18 protein-coding genes are annotated in these 22,890 nt (G+C 56.3%); 6 read left to right on the plus strand and 12 right to left on the minus strand.

All coding sequences use genetic code 11. From position 1 onward, the window contains the following. Positions 1–53 precede the first annotated feature (53 nt). Positions 54–689: a hypothetical protein gene (locus C4S74_RS17875; protein WP_103996655.1), complete on the plus strand. Its 636-nt coding sequence runs from the start codon at positions 54–56 to the stop codon at positions 687–689. Between the two features lie 631 nt (positions 690–1,320). On the opposite strand, the gene C4S74_RS26640 is transcribed toward C4S74_RS17875, so the two are convergent. The 8 genes from C4S74_RS26640 to C4S74_RS17910 all read right to left on the minus strand — a co-directional run bounded on the left by C4S74_RS26640 (position 1,321) and on the right by C4S74_RS17910 (position 7,682). Continuing rightward, a complete protein-coding gene (locus tag C4S74_RS26640) occupies positions 1,321–1,470 on the minus strand; it encodes a hypothetical protein (RefSeq protein WP_181024463.1) in 150 nt (49 codons plus the stop codon). A gap of 158 nt (positions 1,471–1,628) precedes the next feature. Continuing rightward, positions 1,629–2,369 (minus strand): hypothetical protein, encoded by a 741-nt coding sequence (locus tag C4S74_RS17880; RefSeq protein ID WP_103996656.1) that lies wholly within the window; start codon positions 2,367–2,369, stop codon positions 1,629–1,631. Further along, a complete protein-coding gene (locus tag C4S74_RS17885) occupies positions 2,366–2,953 on the minus strand; it encodes a hypothetical protein (protein ID WP_103996657.1) in 588 nt (195 codons plus the stop codon). The genes C4S74_RS17880 and C4S74_RS17885 overlap by 4 nt, the downstream gene beginning before the upstream one ends. Continuing rightward, on the minus strand, positions 2,943–3,437 hold the full coding sequence (locus C4S74_RS17890) for an RNA polymerase sigma factor (RefSeq protein ID WP_103996658.1): 495 nt from the start codon (positions 3,435–3,437) through the stop codon (positions 2,943–2,945). Before C4S74_RS17890 ends, C4S74_RS17885 begins: the two co-directional genes overlap by 11 nt. A 243-nt stretch (positions 3,438–3,680) precedes the next feature. Continuing rightward, positions 3,681–4,529 carry a MurR/RpiR family transcriptional regulator gene (locus C4S74_RS17895; RefSeq protein WP_103996659.1) on the minus strand — a complete coding sequence of 283 codons (849 nt, stop codon included), beginning with the start codon at positions 4,527–4,529 and terminating at the stop codon, positions 3,681–3,683. A 30-nt stretch (positions 4,530–4,559) separates the two neighbouring features. After that, positions 4,560–5,264 (minus strand): PIG-L deacetylase family protein, encoded by a 705-nt coding sequence (locus C4S74_RS17900; protein WP_103996660.1) that lies wholly within the window; start codon positions 5,262–5,264, stop codon positions 4,560–4,562. Between the two features lie 44 nt (positions 5,265–5,308). Continuing rightward, complete coding sequence (locus tag C4S74_RS17905) at positions 5,309–6,478, minus strand: serine hydrolase (RefSeq protein WP_103996661.1); 1,170 nt, start codon at positions 6,476–6,478, stop codon at positions 5,309–5,311. After that, positions 6,468–7,682, minus strand: coding sequence for an exo-beta-N-acetylmuramidase NamZ domain-containing protein (locus C4S74_RS17910; RefSeq protein ID WP_103996662.1), 1,215 nt, complete (start codon positions 7,680–7,682; stop codon positions 6,468–6,470). The genes C4S74_RS17905 and C4S74_RS17910 overlap by 11 nt, the downstream gene beginning before the upstream one ends. 506 nt (positions 7,683–8,188) lie before the next feature. Between C4S74_RS17910 and C4S74_RS17915 the strand changes: the two genes are divergently transcribed. The 5 genes from C4S74_RS17915 (at position 8,189) to C4S74_RS17935 (ending at position 15,419) form a co-directional block, all read left to right on the plus strand. After that, positions 8,189–9,130: an N-acetylglucosamine kinase gene (locus C4S74_RS17915; RefSeq protein ID WP_103996663.1), complete on the plus strand. Its 942-nt coding sequence runs from the start codon at positions 8,189–8,191 to the stop codon at positions 9,128–9,130. A gap of 65 nt (positions 9,131–9,195) precedes the next feature. Beyond that, complete coding sequence (gene murQ / locus C4S74_RS17920) at positions 9,196–10,110, plus strand: N-acetylmuramic acid 6-phosphate etherase (protein ID WP_103996664.1); 915 nt, start codon at positions 9,196–9,198, stop codon at positions 10,108–10,110. A gap of 32 nt (positions 10,111–10,142) precedes the next feature. After that, entirely contained in the window at positions 10,143–11,429 is a 1,287-nt protein-coding gene (locus C4S74_RS17925; protein ID WP_103996665.1) for a GNAT family N-acetyltransferase, read from the plus strand. Between the two features lie 534 nt (positions 11,430–11,963). Continuing rightward, a complete protein-coding gene (locus C4S74_RS17930) occupies positions 11,964–14,579 on the plus strand; it encodes a LuxR C-terminal-related transcriptional regulator (protein WP_103996666.1) in 2,616 nt (871 codons plus the stop codon). 411 nt (positions 14,580–14,990) lie between these two features. Next, the gene (locus C4S74_RS17935; protein WP_103996667.1) at positions 14,991–15,419 is read left to right on the plus strand and encodes a hypothetical protein; all 429 of its coding nucleotides are present in this window, start codon (positions 14,991–14,993) and stop codon (positions 15,417–15,419) included. Between the two features lie 294 nt (positions 15,420–15,713). Here the strand turns inward: C4S74_RS17935 and C4S74_RS17940 are convergent, their stop codons facing one another. The 4 genes from C4S74_RS17940 to C4S74_RS17955 all read right to left on the minus strand — a co-directional run bounded on the left by C4S74_RS17940 (position 15,714) and on the right by C4S74_RS17955 (position 22,638). Further along, complete coding sequence (locus C4S74_RS17940; RefSeq protein ID WP_103996668.1) at positions 15,714–16,994, minus strand: DUF1963 domain-containing protein; 1,281 nt, start codon at positions 16,992–16,994, stop codon at positions 15,714–15,716. A gap of 117 nt (positions 16,995–17,111) precedes the next feature. Next, positions 17,112–19,025: a threonine--tRNA ligase gene (gene thrS / locus C4S74_RS17945; protein ID WP_103996669.1), complete on the minus strand. Its 1,914-nt coding sequence runs from the start codon at positions 19,023–19,025 to the stop codon at positions 17,112–17,114. Between the two features lie 370 nt (positions 19,026–19,395). Next, a complete protein-coding gene (locus C4S74_RS17950) occupies positions 19,396–21,996 on the minus strand; it encodes a metallophosphoesterase (protein WP_103996670.1) in 2,601 nt (866 codons plus the stop codon). A gap of 234 nt (positions 21,997–22,230) precedes the next feature. After that, positions 22,231–22,638 (minus strand): GNAT family N-acetyltransferase, encoded by a 408-nt coding sequence (locus C4S74_RS17955; protein WP_103996671.1) that lies wholly within the window; start codon positions 22,636–22,638, stop codon positions 22,231–22,233. Between the last annotated feature and the right edge of the window lie 252 nt (positions 22,639–22,890).

A 22,890-nucleotide genomic window follows, 5' to 3' on the forward strand; every position in this document is an offset into this window, starting at 1 on the left:
TATGTAAATAATTTGCGTCTCTATATTTGTGACATCCAATGAGGAGGATAAATATGAAAAACAAGAAGATTTTTGTTACCATAGCGGCCGCAATCACACTTTCATCATGTATATATCTTGCAACCGAGGCACAAAATCAAAATCATACATCAACTCAGTCTGCAATCAAAAATGACAGCAAGATAAACATTTCTTCAACCGACGCTAAAGTGGTTAAGTACGATGATTTGAAAATGTTGGAAAGTCATTCAGACTTAATTATACAAGCAAAGGTTAATGGCGAGACTAAAATGAAAGAATTTTCTCAAAATAATGTTGTTATCGACAAAGTGGGAGTAACCCCCGTTAGTATCACAAAGGTATTTAAAGGAAATCTCAAAGCTGGGGAAGAAATATCTGTTTTTGAGAACGGGTACTATAAGCAAGACAATTTAATTACTACCGCTGGTTATTTGCCAATGAATAAAAACGATGATTATCTGCTGTTCCTAACTGCAACCCCAGAAAATGGAATTTACACGGTAAAAGGAGTATATCAAGGCAAATTCAATTTAAACTTATCTACTCCCGCAACTAAATTGAATACTCTCTCAGTAACAAAATCTGAACTTGACAATATAGATTTTGTGGGAGAAGATACTCAGCATTTTAATGACCTCAAGACTGAGATCTTGAATAAATACAAGTAAGTCACAGAACGCCTACGCATTTAGTGGGCGTTCTTTTTCAGTTGTATAAAAATTTACTTTTTACATATATATCCCCCTTCCAGTTAATAAAATGAGCGTAGTAGAATTACGTAAGTATCAACTTGTTGAAACAGTAGTTGCTATGCTAAGAGCATTTAAAATAAAGCAAGCGAGAAAAAGACCGGCAAATAATTTGTTGTTGCCCGAATACCATGGTAAGAATTTTATTGAGGATGGACATCCGCTTGTACCTAAAAGTATTCAAACCAGAATGGCCCGATTACTGATGAAAACAGTGCTATCTAAATCCGGCATACACTTATTAGTATGTTGGCCGAGGCAAGGGTCGATATTAACACGATCATGAAACAGGCGGCCACGATGACATGAAAACTGCAATGAAACTATATACATACGTCGCTGACAAGATAAAAAAACGCAGTTCCGTCACGACCGCTGGTAGCATCGGAGCCGCAGAAGACGGCTTCCGACGGCATTAACCGCCAAAAAGGTCAGAACCGTGGGAGCTTAAGCCCGCGAGACTGACCTTTTTGGCTTATTAAAGCGGTCAGGTTATTGTTCCCTTAAATTTCCGAGGAGGAAGCCCGCAATGCTCGTTCAAGCTCCCTTGTTAAGCTCTTTTTTGCATAGAGCTTTTACGGATAGAGACTTCCGAGTCGCGCTCGCTGCGCTCCTTCACCGTGCCCGGCTCCTCCTGCTCCGCGTCTTCCTGCTTCATTTCCCGCTCCAGCAGCAGGAGGAAGTACATCGCAAACGTCATGAGCAGCCGGATCCTATCTGGTGAACTCAGTATACCAAGGCAGGCCGGACGAGTTTTGACCGTTCTTGCTCTTTTTGGGGATTTTGGCGCCCTAACAACCGCTGCGGAATCGGCTGGCGCAGCCGGTCGGGCAGCTCCCCAAGCAAAATCCGGGGCCGCTATTTCGACACTTCCTCCACATCCTTCGCGCTCACCTTTTCGCCGCCTTTATCGAAGCGGGCCACGTATTTCACATAGGTGTTCTTTTGTTTCTCCCCCTTGTCGTCCATCACGTTCGCGTTGATCGTCACGTGCCCGTAATCGTACCCTCCGGCGTCCAAAACGGCCGCGATCTCACCCGCCGCTTCGGCAACCTGCTCTTTGGAAGCGCCCGCCGCATCCGTCACCACGTGGATGTACAGCGGCTCATCAAGCTTCAGAGACGGAGTCCAGGCGGTATTCTCCGCCAGTTGTCCTTTGACGACCTCAAGCTGCACAGTAACCTCGCGGACCGCGGGAACCCGCCGGGCAAAAGCGCCCTTAAGCGCCGCGGCCGCCTCTGCGCTCAGCCGCTCCATCAGAGCCGTATCGAGGTTGGCGGACCGGATGCCGTCCACTTTCACCTTGGGAATCCAGCCGCCTACGGAAAATTCATACTCCGGCGCCTCCCCTTTATCTGCGTCCGCCCCGATTTCCTTCACCCGGTACTCGTAATTCTTGAACTTGAAGTTATAAAACCCTTTCTCGATCCTCAGCCGCTTCTCCGGATAGCGCTCCGCCAGGAAATGCTGCAGCTCCCGCCCCGCCAGCCATTTACTGAGCGGATTCCCGTTCAGCGAGTTATACAGCGAACCGATAAACAAAGCAAGCAGCACCAGCAGCGCGATGTACAGACTCTTTCTCTTTTTCCTTTTCTTCATTCCGAATCGTCTCCCGTCTTTCTGATCTTTAACACCAGCAGTCCCATCAAGCTTCCGATAAAGGCAAACAGGCTGTGAATGAAAGCCGTCAATACAGCCCCCACTATAGGTACAAAGACGAGCATACCTACTCCCCCGTCTCCCGAACCGTTTACGGCCGAGTAAATACTGTCTCCCAGTGACCACAGAAAAACAGGCGCGAACGAGAGGAATAACACAATCTTTATCTGCTTATAAAACAGGTACGTGACGAAGCCGAGCACGGCATACCACAAAACGAAACCGAAGCTTTCGTTAAGCAGCGACGTACGGATCGCCAGCACGAACGAGATCGCCATAAACAGCAGTTGATAAAAAGACAGCTTCCGGTTGATCTTCGCCATCATCTTCGCATAGTCCTCGGCCGGCTCCGGCAGCTCCGGTTTGAGCAGACTCTGTCCCGACAGACGGACGAGCCTTGCGTAATCGGGGTCCCCCGCCGTCTGCGCTTCCAGCCACTTGGCCGTCTCTTCGCTGAGCAGACCTTCCTCATAAAGCGGCAGCAGGTCTTCGATGATATGCCGCACCGTATTTTTATCGTTCATAATATCCCTCCAGCTCTTTGTGCAGTTGGAGCTTGATCCGGTAGAATTTTACCCGGACGCTGTTTTCCGTAGCGCCGATAATGTGTCCGATCTCCCGGAAAGACAACTCGGCATACATGCGCAGCGTGACGATTTCCTGGGCAGCCTCATCCAGCCGGAAAATCCGTTCCAGCAAAAGATCGCGGTCCTCCCGGTCCAGCACCTGCTTCTCCGGGGTAACGGATTCGCGGTTTTCCCATACAAGCTTCGCCGCCAGCTCCTGCCCGTATTTTTTGGACCGGTAATATTTGCTCAGCTTGTTCTTCGCGATGCCGAAGAGCCAGGTCCGGACCGTCGAATCTCCCCGGAAGGAGCCGTGTCCTTTGACCGCCTCATAGAAAACTTCCTGGGTCAGGTCTTCCGCGGCTTCTCTGCTTTGCGTTTTCACATAGAAAAATGCGTACAATTTCGGTTGAATCTCTTTGTAAAGCTCCTCAAGCCCCATGCGCCCTCCTCATTCGAAGCCTCATCCGACGGGCATGTTTTAATGTTTCTTCTTATTTGTACCAGACGGCGTCATTTCGTTACAGCATTCCGGAACCTTTTTTATTTTTAGCGCAAAAAAAGCCCCGGGTCCGAATCCGGTGATCCGGTTCCCGAGACACAGCATAACAAAAAAAATCCCCGGGAACGAAGAAGCATGAAGCTTTCATCGTTCCACAAGGGGATTTTTGGCCGCCGCCGGCATTCAGCGGCCGGTCATGCGCCGGATGATATCCCGGCTTTTTTCCAGATAGCGCACGGAATCTTCGTACTCCCGGCTGGCTACGCCCAGGTACAAAATATCAATGACATTCAGCTGCGTCATCCTTGACGACATCGCTCCGCTGCGGATTTCGTTCTCCGTCGAAGAGGTGTATAAGGGATAATCCGCATGCGAGCTGACCGAATTGTTGCCGTATTTCGTGATAGAAATCGTTTTTGCCCCGCATAGACGCGCTTCTTTCAAACATTCGATAACATGATCCGTTTCGCCGGAATAAGAAATGCCGACCGCCACATCTTCCTCGTTCAGCATCACGGCGGATGTCAGCTCAAGATGCGGATCGGTAAACGAATAGCTGGTCTTGTTGATCCGCAAAAATTTGTGCTGGGCATCCTGAGCGATCAGATTCGAGGCGCCCAGGCCGTAAAAGTACGTCCGTTTCGCCCGGCTTAGCGCTTCGACCGCGTTTTTGACCGTATCCGCATCCAGAATGGTCACGGTATCGCGGATGGACTGGATGTTGTTGGCCGATACCGTATGAATAATCCGCTCGATGGAATCGTTCGGACGAATCTCCCGGTACTCGTATCTTTCCTCGCTCTGGTTCAAGTCACCGGCTACTTTGAGCTTCAGCTCCGGGTAGCCTTTCACGCCCATCGACTTGCACAAACGGATAATCGCCGCCTGGCTGCCGCCGCTTTCGGCCGCTAATTGCGCTACGGACATTTCCAGCATTCGATGCGGATGAGTGAGCACAAATTCAGCCACCTTGCGTTCCGATGGCGTGATATCGTCCAGAATCTCGCGCAGCCTGACTAATCCTCCGTTCATAATTCCTCTCCTTTGCCTGCGTGCCGCGCTTTAGAAAAATTGTACGCGTTTCGAAAGCGCGCCCGTCGGTACCGCGAACGCTTGAGCCCGTTTGAAGTTAGCCGGAGCGCCGCGCACGATCGTCAACGCTTTATAGTATTCGATGAACGGAAATCCGTAAGTTTCACCGCGTGCGTAGGCATACACATTCATCGCTTTAACCCAAGTCTCGTATGCTTCATCGGGAATGTCAATAAAAATTTCCGGGTTGAAATCGTACGGATCTTCCCAGTTGTCGGCATAGTACAGATGGTTGGCGTAATGGGACGGAAGCTCGCGCTCGATCGTCTTCAATCCGGCGTAAAAACGCGCGTCATTGACAATATAATGCGTATTGGCGTGGTCTTTATGAATACTGCCCTTCCAGTGGGTGAGAATGATATCCGGTTTCACCTCGCGGATCACGTCGGCCACCTGGTATTTCACTTCTTCGTCGACGGGGAGCTCGGCGTCTTTGTAGGCCAGGAACTTGACGTCGGCCCCGACGATTTCGGCGAATTTGTGGGCTTCTTCGATTTTCTGCTTCGCGTACTCTTCCGGAGTCAGGCGGGGATGCCCCTTCTCTCCCGGCGTCAGGTGCAGGAAAGTCGCTTTATGGCCGGCCTGCGTATATTTCGCGATAACGGCGCCCGCCGTCAGATCCAAGTCGCCGGCGTGACCGCCGATCGCCAAAATATGATGCTTTTGCTCTGTCATGTCAATTCGCTCCTTTGGGTTGGATTACTCGGTTTACCGTCCAGTCAAAATCTCTCGTTCGTCACAACCGCTCCCGCGATCGCGTTATGCACGCAGGCGCGAAGCGCCGCCACCGTTCCGCCCCGTCCGTAATAGACCCGGTTGGTGAGCAGCACGACGGCCAGATCCCGCTCGGGGTCCACCCACAGGCTGGTGCCCGTGAAGCCCGTATGGCCGAAGCTGCGCGGCCCCATCCAGTCGCCCGAGGCATCCAGCGGGTCGCCCTTGAGCGCCCAGCCGAGGCCGCGGTTTGCGCCCGGGATGTTCTCCGTGCGGCTGCGCACGGAGGCAAGGGCCGCCGCCCGCGAAAGGATGCGCCGCCCGGGCGCTTCCGTTCCCGCCGCGGCGTCCGGCCCTCCGGCCGGGGCGGGAACGAGCCCGCAGCCCAGCCACATGCGGGCATAGCGGACGAGATCGCCGGCCGATGCGAACAGCCCGGCGTGGCCGCTGACGCCGCCGAGGGCGCGGGCGTTCTCGTCGTGGACGACGCCGTGCAGGCGGACTCCGGCGGAGGCGTCGAACTCCGTCGCCGCGATGTCCGCCGCCCGCTCCGCAGGCGGGCAGAACCCGGCGCCGGTCATGCCCAGCGGCCCGAAGATTTTATCGTGCGCCGCCACATCCAGCGGCACGCCCAGCATCTCCTCGGCTATTCGGCCGAGGGTCATGTAGCCGACGTCGCTGTATGCCATCCGCGTACCGGGTTTCGCCTGCAGCGGGGTGCGGTACACCGTCTGCCACATTTCTTCCCGCGTCAGATGCGACGCGTGCAGATTAACCAGCGGCGGAAGTCCCGACGTATGCGCCAGAAGCTGGCCTACCGTGACTTCTTCTTTGCCGCCGCTTGCAAACTCAGGCAGCCGGGAAGCCGCCGGTGTATCCAGAGTCAGCCGGCCTTCGTCTATGAGCCCGAGCACCAGCGGCAGCGTAACGGCCACCTTGGTGAGCGAGGCGCAGTCGTACAGGGTGCCGTCATGTACGGCGGCAGGCTCACGGCCTTCCGGCTCGGCGTAACCCGCCGCGTATACGAGGTCATGGTCTCCGCGCACGACGGCCAGCACCGCTCCGGGAGTAACGCCCGCCGCGATCTCGCGGTCAACGGCCCGGCAGGCGGCGATCACCCCTTCCGGCGAAAGGCCCAGCGCCGAAGCGCCGGATGCGGCCGCCTCATACCCCATTGCCGCGGACCCCGGCGGCGGAAGCCGCCCCTTCTTCTCCGTAAAGCAGATACTTGCTGCGGATGCCGGCCCATTCCTTGCCGTCGCGTTCCCAGGAAGCGATAATAGCTTCCAAAGCGCCGGGCTCGTGCAGAGTCAGGCGAATCCGGTCGCTGCCGCTCAGCAGGTCGATGAAGGTGGACTGGCCTTCCTTGAAAGGAGGCAGCCATTCGAACTCAGCCGGATGAAGCTTTTGAATCATACTCAGCAAGTGAAGGCCCGTAACGGCCGATTTGTACACGTCCGGCTCCGTAACGAACGTCATGACACCGTTGCACAGCTGACCGGCATGTTTCGAGAAGGTCGGCGTGAACGTGACGGGATGGAACCGTACTCCGGGAAGGTTCAGCGCATTCAGCTCACGGCAGGTTTCCTCCGCCTTCAGCCAGGGCGCTCCCACCTGCTCGAAAGGTTTGGTCGTACCGCGTCCTTCCGACAGGTTCGTTCCTTCGAACAGACAATGTCCCGCGTAAATACGCACCGTATCCATGGTCGGCATGTTCGGCGACGGCGGAAGCCAAGGCAGCCCGGTATCGGAATATTCCATGCTCCGCTCCCAGCCTTCCATCTTGACGACATACAGCTCGCACGGCGTCTTCATCCCATCGGCCGCCAGCAGCGCGAATTCGCCGATGGTCATGCCGGTACGGGCGGGCATTCTCCACGCTCCTACCATCGACAGCAGGCTCTCGTCCAGCAGGCCGCCTTCCCACTGAAGCCCGCCGAGCGGATTGGGCCGGTCCAGCACAATCACGCGGACGCCCGCTTCGGCGCAGGCTTCAAGGGTATAGATCAGCGTGCTGAGATACGTATAAAACCGGACGCCGAGATCCTGAATGTCAAAAACCATCGCCTGAAGCCCCGACAGCATGTCGGCCGTCGGTTTTTTATGCTTGCCGTACAGGCTGTATACCGGAATGCCCAGCTCCGGATCGGTTTCATCCCCGAACCGGACGCCTGCCTGGCGCTCCCCGCGGATACCATGCTCGCAAGCGAACAGCGCGCCCAGCTCCGCTCCTTCCAATGAAGCGCTAACCTTAATGGTCGACTGAAAATCACGATTGATCCCCGTCGGGTTCGTCAGCAAGCCGAATTTACGGCCTTTGAGCAGCGCGGGCCCCATTTCCGGAAACCGGTCGGCTCCCGTTTTCACCTTCCCTTGCATGAGGTTACCCTCCCTTGTCGATAGTAAAATCGAATGATTATTTTCCAATTAACTGTAACCGCTTTCTATGTGCTATTATATCGTTTACGAAATTTTATTTCAATTATTTTTTACTGTATAAAATTTTGTTTCTTGCGGATTTTCATGAAAATTTCCTTTTAATACGGGCGATTTGAAACCATTTAAAAATCATCTGAAAGCCTGTTTTCGATCAAAATTTTATTTCAAAAGTTTCAAAAATACATAAACTTTTATTTTACAATCCTCCTCTGCTTCCGCTATACTATTGGCAGGGACTTCAGGTTTATCCCCCTTTTTTCTCCTGTTTCCGCATCTTTATTTAACGGTGGAAGCTGCTTTATCCCGTTTCGCATTCACTCGATTTCCAAAGTCGATAATCCCGATCCCGCCCGGCTCCGGCCGCGGCAGGCAATCGGCTGCGTTTTATACATCATGCCGGCATACTTTCACTTTCCACAAAAATAACGGAAGAAAAGGTGACTCCCATGGATTACGTCATCGGCCTTGACGGCGGCGGCACCAAAACCGAAGCCCTCGCAATCGACTTGAACGGCGCGGAGCTCGGTACCTGGACGGGCGGCCCGGGAAATCCCCATGCCGTTACTTTCGCAACCGCATCCGCAGAGCTCGGCCGGCTTCTCGCCACGGTCAGGGAAGCTTTGCCGGGACATAGATGCCTGGCCGTTTGCGCCGGCCTTGCCGGTGTGGACACCGCCGAAGAACGCGCCACGATGGAGCAATATCTGACCCGGACGCTTACGGGAAGTGCTTACGAAGGTGTTGCTCTTCTCATTAAAAACGATGCCGAAATCGCGCTGAAAGCCGCCCTCGGCTCCAGTACCGGCCTTATCGCCATTGCAGGCACGGGCTCCATCATTTACGCCTTCGATTCTCAAGGAAAGAAGTACCGTGCCGGAGGCTGGGGGCATCTGCTCGGTGATCAAGGCAGCGGCTACGACATCGGGCTCTCCGTTCTTCAAACCGTCATGAAAAGCTATGACGGCGTCCTTCCCCCGACCGCGCTCACAGAAGCCGTCCTTCAAAAGCACGGCATCCGGGAAGCGCCGGAGCTGCGCGGAATCGTTTATCAGCCCGGCGTGCAGAAGGCGCAGATTGCCGAGCACGCGGAGCTCGCCGTCCGTGCGGCCGCGGCGGGAGATACGCTCGCCCGGCAAATCATCGTGCGCTCGGCCGAAGATCTCGCCGACCTTGTCGTTGCGCTCCGAAACCGCCATCCCGAGCTTCACGGCCTGCAAATCGGCGCGGCCGGATCGATTTTCGCACATTGTCCGCTCTTCTACGATACCTTCCGGGTGAACGTATCCCAGGAAGACGATTTATCGGACGTCATCTTGTCCGGCCGCCGATCATCCGCAGGCGCCGCCCACTACGCCGGGGAGCTTGCGGCTGCCCGCACGGCGAAGTAGACAGCGGCGATGCAGAAAACGGCGATGCTGCCTTTCTATCTCTTTTTAACTACCGGAGGTACCTTATGAAAGAAAACATACACAGTCTTACGACCGAGCAGCAAAATCCCCGGACCCGCCAGCTCGACCAGAGATCGGCCCTGGACATTGTCACGCTGATCAACCAGGAGGATTTAACCGTTGCGGAAACGGTCCGGCAGGTGCTTCCGGCCGTCGCCGAAGCGGTTGATTGGATCACGCAGCGGCTGTCCGCAGGCGGCAGGCTCTTTTATTTCGGGGCGGGAACAAGCGGAAGGCTGGGTATTCTCGACGCGTCCGAATGTCCGCCCACTTACGGAACCGATCCCAAGCTGATTCAGGGAATCATTGCGGGGGGACCCGCTGCGATTCTGAAAGCCGTCGAGGGAGCCGAAGACAGCGAGCAGCTCGGACGCGACGATGCGGATGCCTGCGGCATCAGCACCAAAGACGTCGTTGTCGGTATCGCGGCAAGCGGCAGGACGCCTTACGTGATCGGCGCCATGAAACGCGCCCGCGAACACGGGGCGAAAGTCATCGCCCTATGCAACAACCACGGCACCCCGATGGCGGCTATTGCCGATCTGGCCATTGAGCCCGTAGTCGGTCCGGAAGTCGTGCTCGGATCGACCCGCATGAAAGCGGGCACCGCTCAAAAAATGGTGCTGAACATGCTCACGACGGCGTCCATGGTACGTCTGGGCAAAGTTTATGATAATCTGATGGTGGACGTTCAGCCTTCCAACTACAAGCTGGTCGAACGCGCGAAACGCCTCATTGCGATGGCGACAGGCGCGGACAGCGAAGAGATTTCCCGGGCTTACACGGAATCCCAGGGCCACGTCAAAACCGCCATCGTCATGCTTCTTGCCGGCATGTCCTATGATGAAGCGGCACGCAAGTTAAAGGAAACCGGCGGCCAAGTCCGCACGGCGGTTGAATCGTCCGAAAGCGCCTCATAAGCGTTTATTTCTCAGCGAAAGGTTGCATGCACATGAATGTCCGCTTAGTGAAACCTGATGAAATGACCGGAGCCGCGGCGCTTGCCGACTCGATTTTCCGGGACGGCGAGCAGGTATCGATGGCCGCCGGCTTCCCTTATTTGTTCTCCGCCGTCACTTCTTATTCGTTCGGAGCGTATGGAGAAGACGGCCGCATGACGGCTTTTATGGGACTTCTCCCGTCCGCCGTCCGGATCGGGGCCGCGCGGCTTAACGTGTTCTCCGTCGGCGCGGTCTGCACGGCCCCCGAAGCACGGGGCCACGGGGTTGCCGGCAAGCTGCTCGATGCCGTCAAGGAACAAGTCGCCGCGGCAGACGGCGACCTCATCCTCGTGTCCGGCACGAGAAGCCTGTACACGCGCGCTGGCTGCCGCACGTTCGGGACAATCCGGCGTTATACCCTTACGCCGGAAATGGCCCCTGCGCTGCGCGAAGCGGCGTCCGGCGCGGCTGCGGCGGCACAAGCCGGTGCAGGCGCGGCCGACACGGCTGCTCCGCCAGCTTCGCAGGCTGGCGCTTCCGGCGGCGCGGCTGCGGCTGAGCCGTTCCTCTGCCGGGAATGGACGCGCAGCGACCTGCCCGCCCTGGCCAAGCTGGCCGCTTCCCGCGAAGTCGCCTTCGAGCAGAGCCAGTGGGACTTGGCCATGCTCATTGACGCGCAGGCTTACGCGAGATGCGTGAAGCTCGGCCACCGCGTCTACGTCGCGGAACGCCGCGGTGTTCCGGCCGCGTTCCTGGTCGCCGCGCTTCCGGGAAGCCTCCGGCCGAAGATGACGCCGTTCGCCATCGAATGGGCGGGCGAAACTCCGGCCGTAGCCGCTCTGCTCGCGCATGCGCTGGAAACCGCGGCGCCGGAGAAGCTCGACGTGCTGGCTTCCCGGCACGATGCCCGACTGGCCGCGCTGCTGCAAGAGCATGCTCCGTTCGCGGACGAGCAGATTCTGGGCACCGTGTACGTGCCCGATGCGGCCCGTCTTTTCCGGCGCCTCAAGCCGTACCTGGCTGGGCTGCAGCCGGAAAAAGCGGCGGGGCTGGAAGGGAGCCCCGGCGCGGCCGATCGCGGCATCCGGTTATCCTATCCGGGCCTGGATGACCTGGAACTGGATGCTGACGCGTGGATCGCGCTTCTGTTCGACGGAGCGTTCGTAATGCCGGAAGAGGCAGCGGATTCGGCTGCAGCGCCGGTTCTTCCCGAAGGGACACCGGCACAGTGGCGCGAAACGCTTACGGGTTTGTTCCCGGTTCCGTTTCCGTCGACCTCCGGCCTCAATTACATCTGACGCGCGCATACCGTTTTCCCGTCGATACCGGCGTTCAGCCGGACCGGCGGGATATACGGCAATGTGCAGCCAATAAAAAAAACGCCGCCCGTAAAGGGCCGGCGTTTTTTTTCGTTTCAGTCCATCCTGCTGTAATACCGGTTCGACCGGCGGGTATGTTGAAACCTCCCGTCCAAGTCTCCGGTTCAATGCATGAGCCTCTAAAATTAGGGCAACCGGATCATATCCCGGGTATGCTTACGGATCGCTTTCCGCTTGCGAGGCAGGTTCACACAGGCATCCCATACAGTGCTAGAGAACAGGGAAAGCTGTCCTCCCTTAAATTCCCCGTCCGGCTTAGTCCCCACAATAGGCCGCTCCCTTTACTATAGTTTGGGGGGCCGGTGCCTTCATCCGGCAGAAAAACTCGCGGCAACTTTACGAATTGCAAATGAAATTATCCATTAACTTAAGTTAACTTGGAGCTTGTTTTTTTATATAATGATACAAAACAGATGGAAACGACCGCGGCTCTCTGCCGCTTGTGGAGGACTTATGACTGATACGGCTCCCGATGCCCCCGTCATTTTAAAAACCAAAATAACGACACCCTTTCCAAAGGCGAATCTGGTTGCCCGCGGGCGGCTGACCGATTCTTTGTCCAAGGGAATAAACGGGCGGCTTACGCTTGTGTGCGCTCCCGCGGGATTCGGCAAAACCACGCTGCTTACCCAGTGGGCACACAACAGCGGGCCTACCTGCGCCTGCGCCTGGTTGTCCCTGGATGCCAGAGACAACGATTTTATCCGCTTCTGGCGCACGCTCGTCCGCTCACTGGCCGATAAGGCCGGAGAGCCGGCCGGGCAGCGGCTTACGGCGCTTACCCTGTCGCTGCAGGATATTTCCGTCTCCACTTTCCTGGACGCGCTTTTAAACGAGCTTTACGAGCTTCCCGGAAAAATGGTGCTTGTTCTCGATGACTATCACCTGATCGGAGACACGCGGATTCACGACAGTCTGGCTTATTTTATCGAGTACCTGCCGTCTGCGCTTCACGTGCTTATCGCAAGCCGCAGCGAGCTGCCTTTTTCGACTGTGAAATGGATCGCGAAGCGGGAGCATAACGAGCTGCACACGGCCACCCTACAGTTTACGGCCGATGAAACCGCGGCTTTTTACCGGGATGTTCACAATCAGCCTCTAACGGATGAACAGATCCGGCGTCTCGCCGTACGGACGGAAGGCTGGGTAACCGGTTTACAGCTGGCGCTGCTGTCTCTTCAATCCGGAACGGACACCGCACGTTTTCTCGATGAATTCCACGGGGACCACCGGGTTGTTTCGGATTATTTATTTGAGGAGGTTGCCTCGCAGCTTCCGCCGGACCTCTATTCTTTCGTGCTGAAAACGTCCGTTCTGCAAGAGATGGACGCCGATTTATGCGATGCGGTCACGGAAAGGGCAGATGCCCGGAACCTGCTTGAGCTGGCTAAAAAATCAAATCTTTTCCTGCTGCCCCTGGACGAGCGCGATGCCTGGTTCCGGTACCATCATTTGTTTGCCGGGTTTCTCCAGGAGCTGCTTAAACGCAAGCATCCGGAGGAATGGCTGCGGCTTAACCGCCTGGCAAGTGCGGCCTGCATTTCGCGCGGCTTTATGAATGAAGCGGTGGAATACGCCATAGCCGGCGAAGATTATTCTCTGCTGGCAAGCTGCCTAAAGGCCCATATCCCGGCCGTTTTGGAAAGCGGAGAACTCGGCAACCTCCTGCGCTGGTTCCGCAGCTTTCCCCCGGCGTATGCCATACCGCCCGCGTTGTCTCTGCACTATGCCTTCGTTCTTCTCATGACGGGCCAGGCCGAGCAGGCCGAGCTGCTGCTGGACCGTGTGGAAGCGTCCCTGGATGCCGCCATGGAGCAGGAGGAGCGGAAAGAGCTGCAAAGCGGACTGCTCTTCGTGCGTTCGAATCTGATGTTTATTACAGGCATTTTCGATAAATGGTTTGCTCATATAGGCACTCTGCTGCATGACATTTTACCCGCCGATCCGGCCTTTTACACGTTTAACTACAACCGGTCCGAGCCGCTCGTCAGACGGACTCCGCTCGGCCTCAAAGGCGTACTGTCGCCCGATACGGAAAGGATCGGAGCCATGTTCACAGACCTGCTGGAAGCCAGGGGCTGGCAGGGTTCCTACATCTATTTGTACGTCATGCAGTCGCTCAGCGAGGGCTACTATGAATGGAACCGGCTGGAGGACAGCCGGAGGCTGGCGGTGCTGGTCTCACGTTCAGCCCCGGCCAGGGAGCTGCCCGGCTTGTATGTGCCGATGCACCTGACGCAGGCCATGCTGTATGCGGCGGAAGGGCGCTTCGAACTGGCCCATTCCGCTGTGGACGAAGCTTTCGAGGCAGCCTCCGGGCTGGAAGACAGCCGCTGGCGGCAGCTTTTGCAGGCGGCCAGAATCCGCCTGTATCTTAAAGAAGACCGCTCCGCAGACGTGAAAAAGGCGCTGCCGCAGCTCGGTGTGTCCGGTAAGGATAAGCCCGGCTTCCGGCAGGAGTTCGAGTACGTGACGCTGGCGCGCGCGCTCGGCAGCCAGCGCAAGGAGAAAGAAGCGCTGCGCCTGCTGGAGCTGCTTAAACCCCAGTGCGAGCGGGAGCAGCTTCTGTCTGGCATCATCGAAATCGGCATTTTGCAGGCGCTTCTGGAAAATCAGCGGGGTCAGCGTACAACGGCGCTGCGCCATCTGCACGAAGCGTTGGAGCTGGGTTCGCAGAACGGCTACATCCGGAGTTTCCTCGATGAAGGTTCCGCCATGGAAACCCTTCTGCGGGCTTATGCCAGACAGTACCGCTTGACCCCGGAGACGGCCGGGCAGGGGGACGGGCTGCAGGATTATGTTCTGATGCTGCTCAGCCTGTTCATGCCCGCATCTGCCCGGCGCAAAGCCGCGGACCCGGCGCTCGCGGAAGAACTCAGCCGCAGCGAGATCAGCCTGCTCCGCCTTATCCGTCAGGGCGCTACCAACAAACAGATGGCGGAGCATCTGACACTTTCCGAGGGCACGGTCAAGGTTTACCTCTCGCGTTTGTATGAGAAGCTGGGCGTCTCCTCCCGTACCCAGGCGCTCGTCACCGCGCAGGAGCTTAAGCTCCTGGATGCGGAATAGCCTGCCGTCCGGCCGAAGTATCGGCATCTTTTATATTTCCCGGCCTGCTGTATGCCAAGGCCGTTGTTTCGTCTATCCCCTCCAGGTTGCAGCCGGAGGGTTTTTTTGCATCTACAGATTTCAGAGCAGATTCAGGCTGATTTAATCCCCTTTTAAGAACTGCCGGTTACAATGGGTTCAGGACAGCGGTTCAAACGTTTGCCTCAACCCGTTTTAGAAGAGAATTTGCCGGGTAATAATTCCCTCCGCGCAACGGAAACCCGTCTGCTTCGTATAAGACTTAGAGGAAGTCCTTTTCAACCTACATACGAATTCACTCCATTCGCTTATCTGCCTACTTACGCTTATAGATACGTTTGCCCGTTTGCCCGCTCGACCTACCTATTCGTTTACAGAAAAGAGGAAATACGCATGAGACCCAAACATATTTTAATCGCAGGCACGGTCGCCTTTGCCATCACGATCGGCGCCGGGTTCTGGAATGAAGAAAGCACCGCCGAAGTCCATATCATGATCCCGGATAATCCAGCCGCATTCGATAAAGTGAAAACCGCCGCCACCCAAACCGCAATCGCACCCGTCCGGGACGAACTGCATCAGGCGCTGGGCGTCACTTCCGACGAAGAAATCTACGACGCTCTGTATAACGGGCAGTCTCTTGCCGAGGTAGCGGCCAGTCGTTCGCGCGATGTGCAGGATGTCATCGACTTGCAGACGGCGCAGTTGTCCGCCCAGCTGGATGAGCGCTTCGCCGGCGGAAGCTTGTCCCCGGAAGCTTACGAAGCTCACAAAGCCGAACTGACCGAGGTTATTACCCGGAGCGTCACGAACGTAACCTGACCGGCCAACGCTGGATCGCCATTTACCCAGCCTGTATCGCGCTGGTAAAAGCCAAAAAAGCGCCCCCGTTAAAATGGGGGCGCTTTTTTTGATGAGCTCTGCCAAGTGCCGCCGCAGCAAGTCACCTTCGCGCGGTATGCACCTTCCAGCGCACGGTGGAGCATGCATCGCACGGTGCGGCATGCAGCGGCCGGTCCGGCCACCGATATGGCCCGCATTCGCAGGCCACCGCCGGGCTGGCCGTATACCGGCCGGCAAACCTGCCTGCCGCGGCAAGCCGGGCACGAACGAAGCCTACGTCTGCTGGAAGTGAGTAGCCGCCACTTGGCAGTCCTTGCAGACGAACGCATACGTAATTCCTTCGCCGTAATCATCCGCATCCTCCCAGGAGAATTGGGCCAGGAAGGTCATTTTCGCCGAGCATCCCGGACAATCCGGGTACGCCGCATCCTGAATCCACGTGGGATGGCCTCCCACTTGGGAAGCCACGGCCGGCTCCTGAGTCCAGACGGCGGCATAGTACGTTCCCCGCTCCTTACCGGAGAACCGCAGAGCGGGCCGCTCTCCGGCATCCGGCGGGCCGCCCTCTTCCTGCACCGGAGAAACGGCGGGGACGGGATTGTACCGGCTCCAGCCGCTTCCCCCTTTTCCGTCTATATCGGTAAAAAGAAAGTCATAGCAGGTACAGCTCAAGCAGGTCGCGATTTTCAGCCTCTCGCCTTCCATGTCCAGAAACCGCAGCGAGGGATGCTTAAGGTCCAGATCGAACAGAACGGTCAGTTTGTTCCCGCAGCCTCTGCAAATCTCTCCGGTTTCACCGAAAAGGGCGGCAGGCTCGACGCCGGAAGGCGTCCCTTTCTCGAAAGTCCGGCACTCCTTGTAAAACAAGTCGCTTCGCGAACCTTCCCCGTTCAGCACCCATCCTGCCTCAAGCGAGTACCGGTGAGGAGGTACATACAGCTCCCCGGCCCAGACCGGCGGCGTCTCCCGCCATTGATTAAAGCGGACCGCCACCGCCTCATCTCCGACCCAGGCCAGCGCAAGCAGAAGGAAGTTGCGGTTCTCCGCGTCCTTTTCCACTTGATCCAGCAGAAAGTCCCGGATGGCGGAAGGAGCCTGCCTGAAGAGAATGCCGGGGTAATAGCGCCCCTTGCCGATAAGAGCAGGCAGGCAATCGTGCACATGTATACCTCTGAAGCATACCAGCGATAACAATATATCTTCCGTAATATCGAGCTCATCTTCCGAAATCAACTCGGCCGCGTAAGCTTGCATCCTCTCCGCATCCGCCCCGGACAAGGAGGCATACAGCTCTTCGGCCGTTTTCTCGTATGCCGTATAACGGATAAGAGGATCCGGGACTCTCCGCTCGCACATGATTTTCAAAATCTCCACGGGGTCCGTTATCCCCTCATAGAGATTCACGTCCCTCCGGTTCCGGCGTATAAATTCCTCCCGTTCCAGCCGCTCCCGGTTCTGTACGCAGGGCATACAGTAACCGCCTGTCTTCTCGGCCGTCCGGGGAAGGATCGTCACCCGGCAGTCCGCGCTTCTGCACGGAATACGTTCCGTCATCGCCCTTCATCCTTTCGTGTCAGGCGGGTCCGAGCGAAACGCCCGCCCGGATTTTTCTCTTGAAGTCCTTCACGAAAACAAGAAGCCCGCCTTCCGGGTATTCTTTTTCTTCCGTTTCTAAGCTTTATTGCGGATTTCTTCAAGAATCTGCCCGCAAATCTCCTCGATCGATCTAGGTCCCAAATCCCCTTCTCCGCGTTTGCGGACCGCCGCCGTGCCCGTATTTTTTTCGTTCTCGCCGAGAACAAACATGTACGGCACTTTTTCCAGCTGCGCTTCACGGATCTTGTAGCCCAGCTTCTCGCCCCTCAGGTCGATTTCCGTCCGGATGCCCGCTTCGTCCAGCGATTTCTTTACGAGCATGGCGTAATCGGCATAGGGGTCGGATACCGGCAGCAGCTTCACCTGCACCGGCGCCAGCCAGAGCGGGAAAGCACCGCTGTAATGCTCGGTGATGATCCCGATGAACCGGTCGACCGACCCGTACACGGCCCGGTGGATAACGACCGGCCGGTGCTTCAGGCTGTCCTCGCCGATATAGGTGAGATCGAATTTCTCCGGCATTTGAAAATCGAGCTGGATCGTGCCGCACTGCCAGCTCCGCTTAAGCGCATCGAGGATGTGGAAGTCGATTTTCGGCCCGTAGAACGCGCCGTCGCCCTCGTTGATCCGGTATTCGATGCCGCGGTTATCGAGCACGCTTTTCAGGGAGCCCTCCGCCTGATCCCACAGCTCCTGGGAGCCCATGGAGTCCTCGGGACGCGTGGACAGCTCGATCTTGTACTCGAACCCGAAGACGCCGTAAATATGGTCGATCAGCTCGATCACCCGGCCGATTTCTTCTTCGATCTGATCGGGGCGGACAAACAGATGCGCATCGTCCTGGCAGAATGTGCGCACGCGCATCATTCCGTTCAGCGCTCCGGACATCTCGTGCCGGTGCACCTGCCCGTACTCGGCAAGACGTATGGGAAGCTCCCGGTACGAGTGCAGGCTGTTTTTATAGATCAGCATATGGCCCGGACAGTTCATGGGCTTCAATGCGAAACTCGTATCATCCACATCGGTAAAGTACATGTTGTCCTTGTAATGGTCCCAGTGTCCCGACTGCTCCCAGAGGCGTCTGTTCATCATGAACGGCGTGCGCACTTCGTCGTATTCCCGCTGCCGCTGCAGTTCCCGGGCGAAGCTTTCCAGCTCCGTGCGGATCGTCATCCCTTTGGGCAGGTAGAACGGCATGCCGGGGGCTTCTTCGGAGAACATGAACAGGCCGAGTTCCTTGCCCAGCTTGCGGTGGTCGCGCTTCTTGGCTTCCTCCAGCAGATGCAGATGCTCGTCAAGCTGCGCTTTCTTCGGGAACGACGTGCCGTAGATGCGCTGCAGCATCTTGTTGGCGGAGTCTCCGCGCCAGTAAGCGCCCGCCACGTTCAGCAGCTTGAACGCCTTGATCCGCCCCGTCGATGGCAGATGCGGTCCCCTGCACAGGTCGACAAACTCTCCCTGTTCGTAGACCGAAATTTCCGCCTCTTCCGGCAGATCGCGGATCAGCTCCAGCTTCAAGGGATCCTCCATTTCGCCGAAGATGCGGAGGGCTTCCTCCCGGCTTACGACCCGTCGGACGATCGGCAGGTTTTCGCCCGCGATCTTCTCCATCTCCTTCTCGATGGCGGCGAGGTCTTCGGTGGAAAGCGGCTTTTCGAGATCCAGGTCGTAGTAAAACCCGTCTTCGATTACCGGTCCGATGCCGAGCTTCACGGCCTTGCTGCCGTAAATCCGCTTGATGGCCTGGGCCATAAGGTGCGCCGTGCTGTGCCGGTAAATGTCCAGCCCTTCGGCGCTGTCCGGCGTAATAATCTCCAAAGCGCCGTCCCGGTCGATGACCGTGTTCAGATCGACCGGTTTGCCGTCCAGTTTGCCGGCAAACGCGTTTTTGCGGAGTCCCGGACTGATAGACTGAGCCGCCTCTTCGACCGTTGTCCCTCCGGAGTACTCCCGGACCGATCCGTCTGGCAATTTCACTTGAATGTTCATCGTCTATCCCTCCACGAGTGTTTTGTTGAACGCAAAAAAACGCAGCTCATCCACAAAGGGACGAGTGCGTTCAGCTCGTGGTTCCACCCTCATTTGATCTGCCGTAAAGCGCGCAGAATCCTCATTTGGCATCAGGTAACGGAGATGATCCGGTGCCATCTACTGCCGCCGGTTTCATTGCGGGTTCGATGCCACGGCTGCAAAGGGGTAATTCCGCATCCGTCGGCAGGAGAAACTTTCAGCTGGCGCTTCTCTCTCTGGGCAGCCCGTGAAGGGAATCGTGTCTTTGGTCAATGCCTTATGGCTAGAAATTATAGATTCGCCTCCGAAAGATGTCAAGCCGCGAATTTCTAATTTTTCCCGCTTGGGGTCACTTCGTACCGCCTGCCGTACTGATTTCGACCGGCTCCGAATTATTTCTTCCCCCCACCGCTTTAACGACAAACTCGTAGGTTTGTGAGGAATCGATGCCATTCAGCGTATAGCTGTAGGCGGTTTGCCCGCTGACCGCCGGAACATAGGCGCTCCAGAGGATGCCTGCCCTGCCGTTTTTCTCGTAAATGCGGTAGCCTCTGACAGGCTCGGAGGTGCTGGCCGGAGCTTTCCAGGAAATAACCGCCTTGTTCGACTGCTTGACGGCGCCGGCATTCTCCACTTTGCCGGGTTTGCCGTCCGTCCGCTTGATGCTGTAGGACTCGTAGACAGCGACAGGTTTATCTTTTACGGCCGTGTAGGACGTGAATTTGAGAACGTCGCCGGTGATCGATACATCCACGAACATCTTCTTGTTCGGCTGCTCGTTCTTGGCGGCGAAGAACGTATCCGCGTCCGGATTCCGGTCGTAGAACTTCGAAGCGGCGGAGTTGCCCATCAGGTACACGGTACCTTTCGGGTTCACCACATTGCCCTGCTCGTCGATAATGACGTTTTTGATGGGAACGTTATTCAGCATCTGGTAGGATCTCATGTACATATGGTCATGTCCTTCAAAAACCATGTCCACGCCCAGCTCGTCGAATACCGGAATGAGATACTTGCGGTAAAATTTGACCCGGTCGTCTTCAGCGGACGCGTTATCTCCCGAGGAATAAGGGCCTTTGTGCATGGAAACGAATTTCCATTTCTTATCCGACTTGGCCACCTGATTCCTCATCCATTCCAGCTGCTTCGTAAATTGGGGATCGGCTTTATACGGAGAGACATCGCCCTCGTACTGCGAGTTGATCTGCATAAAGAGCGCATCGCCGTATTCAAACGCATACACCGATCCGTCATGGGCGCCTGTGCCGACATCTTTGGGCAGATTGAAGTGGTTATAAAAGTTATTGTTGGGATAGTCCTCCACCTCATGGTTGCCGATAATCGGAGCGAACGGCACGTTGGCGAATTCCTTTTTCGGAACGCCCAGGAACCACTGCCACAGCTGCTCCAGATCGCCGTCATCCGTCAAATCGCCCGTCAGCAGGACGAATTTGGGATCTACGGTTTTTTCGATGGCTCTCTTGAACGTGTCCTGCCAAAGCTCGAAGTTGGATTTGCTGGAGCCCTGCGTGTCGGTCACGTACAGGAAATGAAAATCCTGGTTGTCGGCCCGGTCCGTCGTAAAAGAACCGGTCTCGCTCCAGCCGTCCGCATCCCCGTTGCCGACCCTGTACACATACTTCGTACCCGGTTTAAGCCCGTTAGCGGTCGCTTTGTGACTGGCGAATTTCTTGTATTTCTTCGAGCTTCTGTCGCTCGCGGTCATTAACGTGTCGATAACGGTGGCGCTGCCTGTATAGCTCTGCGCCAAATCAGCCGGGAACGTGCCTTCCGGAGCTTTGGAAGCCTCGACCACCTGGACAACGGTGCCCTTCACCGTCTCTGCCGTATACCAGTCGAACGAAATGCTCGTTTTCGGATCGCCGTTGAACGTCATGTTCAGCAGCGAAGGCGCTTTGTTGCCGGAGTCCGGCAGCCTTGTGGTGAAGCTCCACGTAATATCGGCGGACGGGTTTACGCCGTCCTGGGCGCCTTTTACGAGTCCCTTGGGTACGGTAACCTTGTAGGTTTTTCCGGCGGCCAAATCGGGATGGCTGATTTTCAGCGTGCTGCCGCTTACCGTCGACGAGACGCCGGAAAGCGAAGCGCCGCCGCTGTCCGTGACCGCCGCTTTATACGCGTTATCCTGCACTACGGCTTTGTTGAAAGTCACGCTGATTTCAGTGTTCACAGCCGCATCGGCCGCTCCCGGAGCGGGAGTTCTGCTTACGGCCGTCGTCGGATTTTCTCCCGGCTCGCCGCTTCCGCGTTCGCCGGTTATGAGTACATCCTTGATCCGGCTGGAGCCGGAGCTGGATACCGTGCCGCCGCTTGCACTGACGGTCGAGTTTACGACCCAGCGGACGTACAGGACACCCTGATTGTTGGCCGCCTGCGGCAGAGGAAGATCAGCCAATTTGCAGGCATTGTTCGGACAACTGAAATTATTTTGGGCGAGAACCAGCTTTCCGTTCGGAACGTCCGTCCACGTCTGCTGATCGATGCTGAATTGAACCTTGAAGTCACGCGGACCCGTGCTTGATGAAGTCTGCTGCGAAGACAGGGTGATATTTTCGTATCCTTGTGTGGAAAGCGCCGCCAGCCAATACTTCTTGCCGCTGCCGTCGTGCCAGCCCTGGTTGCGGACGCTGTTTTCACCCGGTTCGTATGTGTACTGGTCGGTACCGGTGCCTATGTCTCGGATGGAAGAAGCCGATTGGAACACACCGCCCGTGGCGGGGAACACACCGTTGGTGCCCTTGTCTTTAAAAATCCACTGCGCCAGCGTTTCTTTAACCGCCGCCGCTTCCGTCCGTGCGCCGCTGCCCGTTCCCGCCGTCCCGCTTGCCGCAGCGGCTCCGGCCAAGTCCAGCGCCAGCAGCAGGAACACGACGAACAGGCTGATGGAACGCCTCATGCTTTTTCCCGGAAAAACTCGATCCTTCCGCATTTCGCTTCCTCTCCTCATATGATCAGATTGGTAAAGCGGTGCATCCACAAAATTAAAGCGCTTTAATTTTGCCTCATTTATCTTAGCATGGATTCCAAATTTTTGTAAATTATCAAAGATAAGCGAGTATAAAAACAAAAGCACTCCGGCAAGCCTGTCTTTACAGGCAGCGCAAAAAGCACGGGTCCTCACGGACTCGCGCTTTTCCCGTCCACGCTTCATCTGACGGTCTTGTCAGCCTTTCAAAATACTGTCGGAGCTGTACGTATCCGAGTATTTCGTCTCGCCTTCCTTCAGCCAAACATCCGCAAATTCATCCGGATTCTGCTTAAATTGCTCCAATACGTACGAGCAGGCTGGAATGATTTTGCGGCCGTTCTCGCGGGCTTCAGCGACGACACAATCCAGCAGCATCCGGCCCAGGTTGCGGCCCCGGTACTTGGGATCGATGAACGTATGATTCACGATCCAGGTATCGACGTCGACCATGTGATAGGTCATCTCCCCCACAGTACCGCCTATACCCGTCAGGATATAGCTGGTTCCCTGCTTTTGGACCACAATATCCACGTATCCCTCTTCACCCGTCTCACGAGGGGTAGAATCCTTTTCTTCCGGCAAATTCCCGTTCAATTCACTCATTTTATCGCACCTCCTGAAAGAGTAGTCGTTTCTGTCTTTTCGCGCAAAACATGAAAGCACGCTGTAAAACCTCTTTACCCGCAGAGGGGGGTTATGAAGCTGATTATATTGCACAGGAGCCTGCAGAACCTTCCCTTCCAAGGACGGAAAGCAGGGAGATTTTTGACGAAAAAAGGCAGTTAAACGCTCTGATACCGCGCTCCGTGTCGAATGGAGATAATTTCTACAAATAAGGACAAAAACTGAACAAAA

The sequence above is a fragment of the Paenibacillus sp. UNC499MF genome (genome assembly GCF_900107975.1).
Taxonomy (GTDB): domain Bacteria; phylum Bacillota; class Bacilli; order Paenibacillales; family NBRC-103111; genus Paenibacillus_F.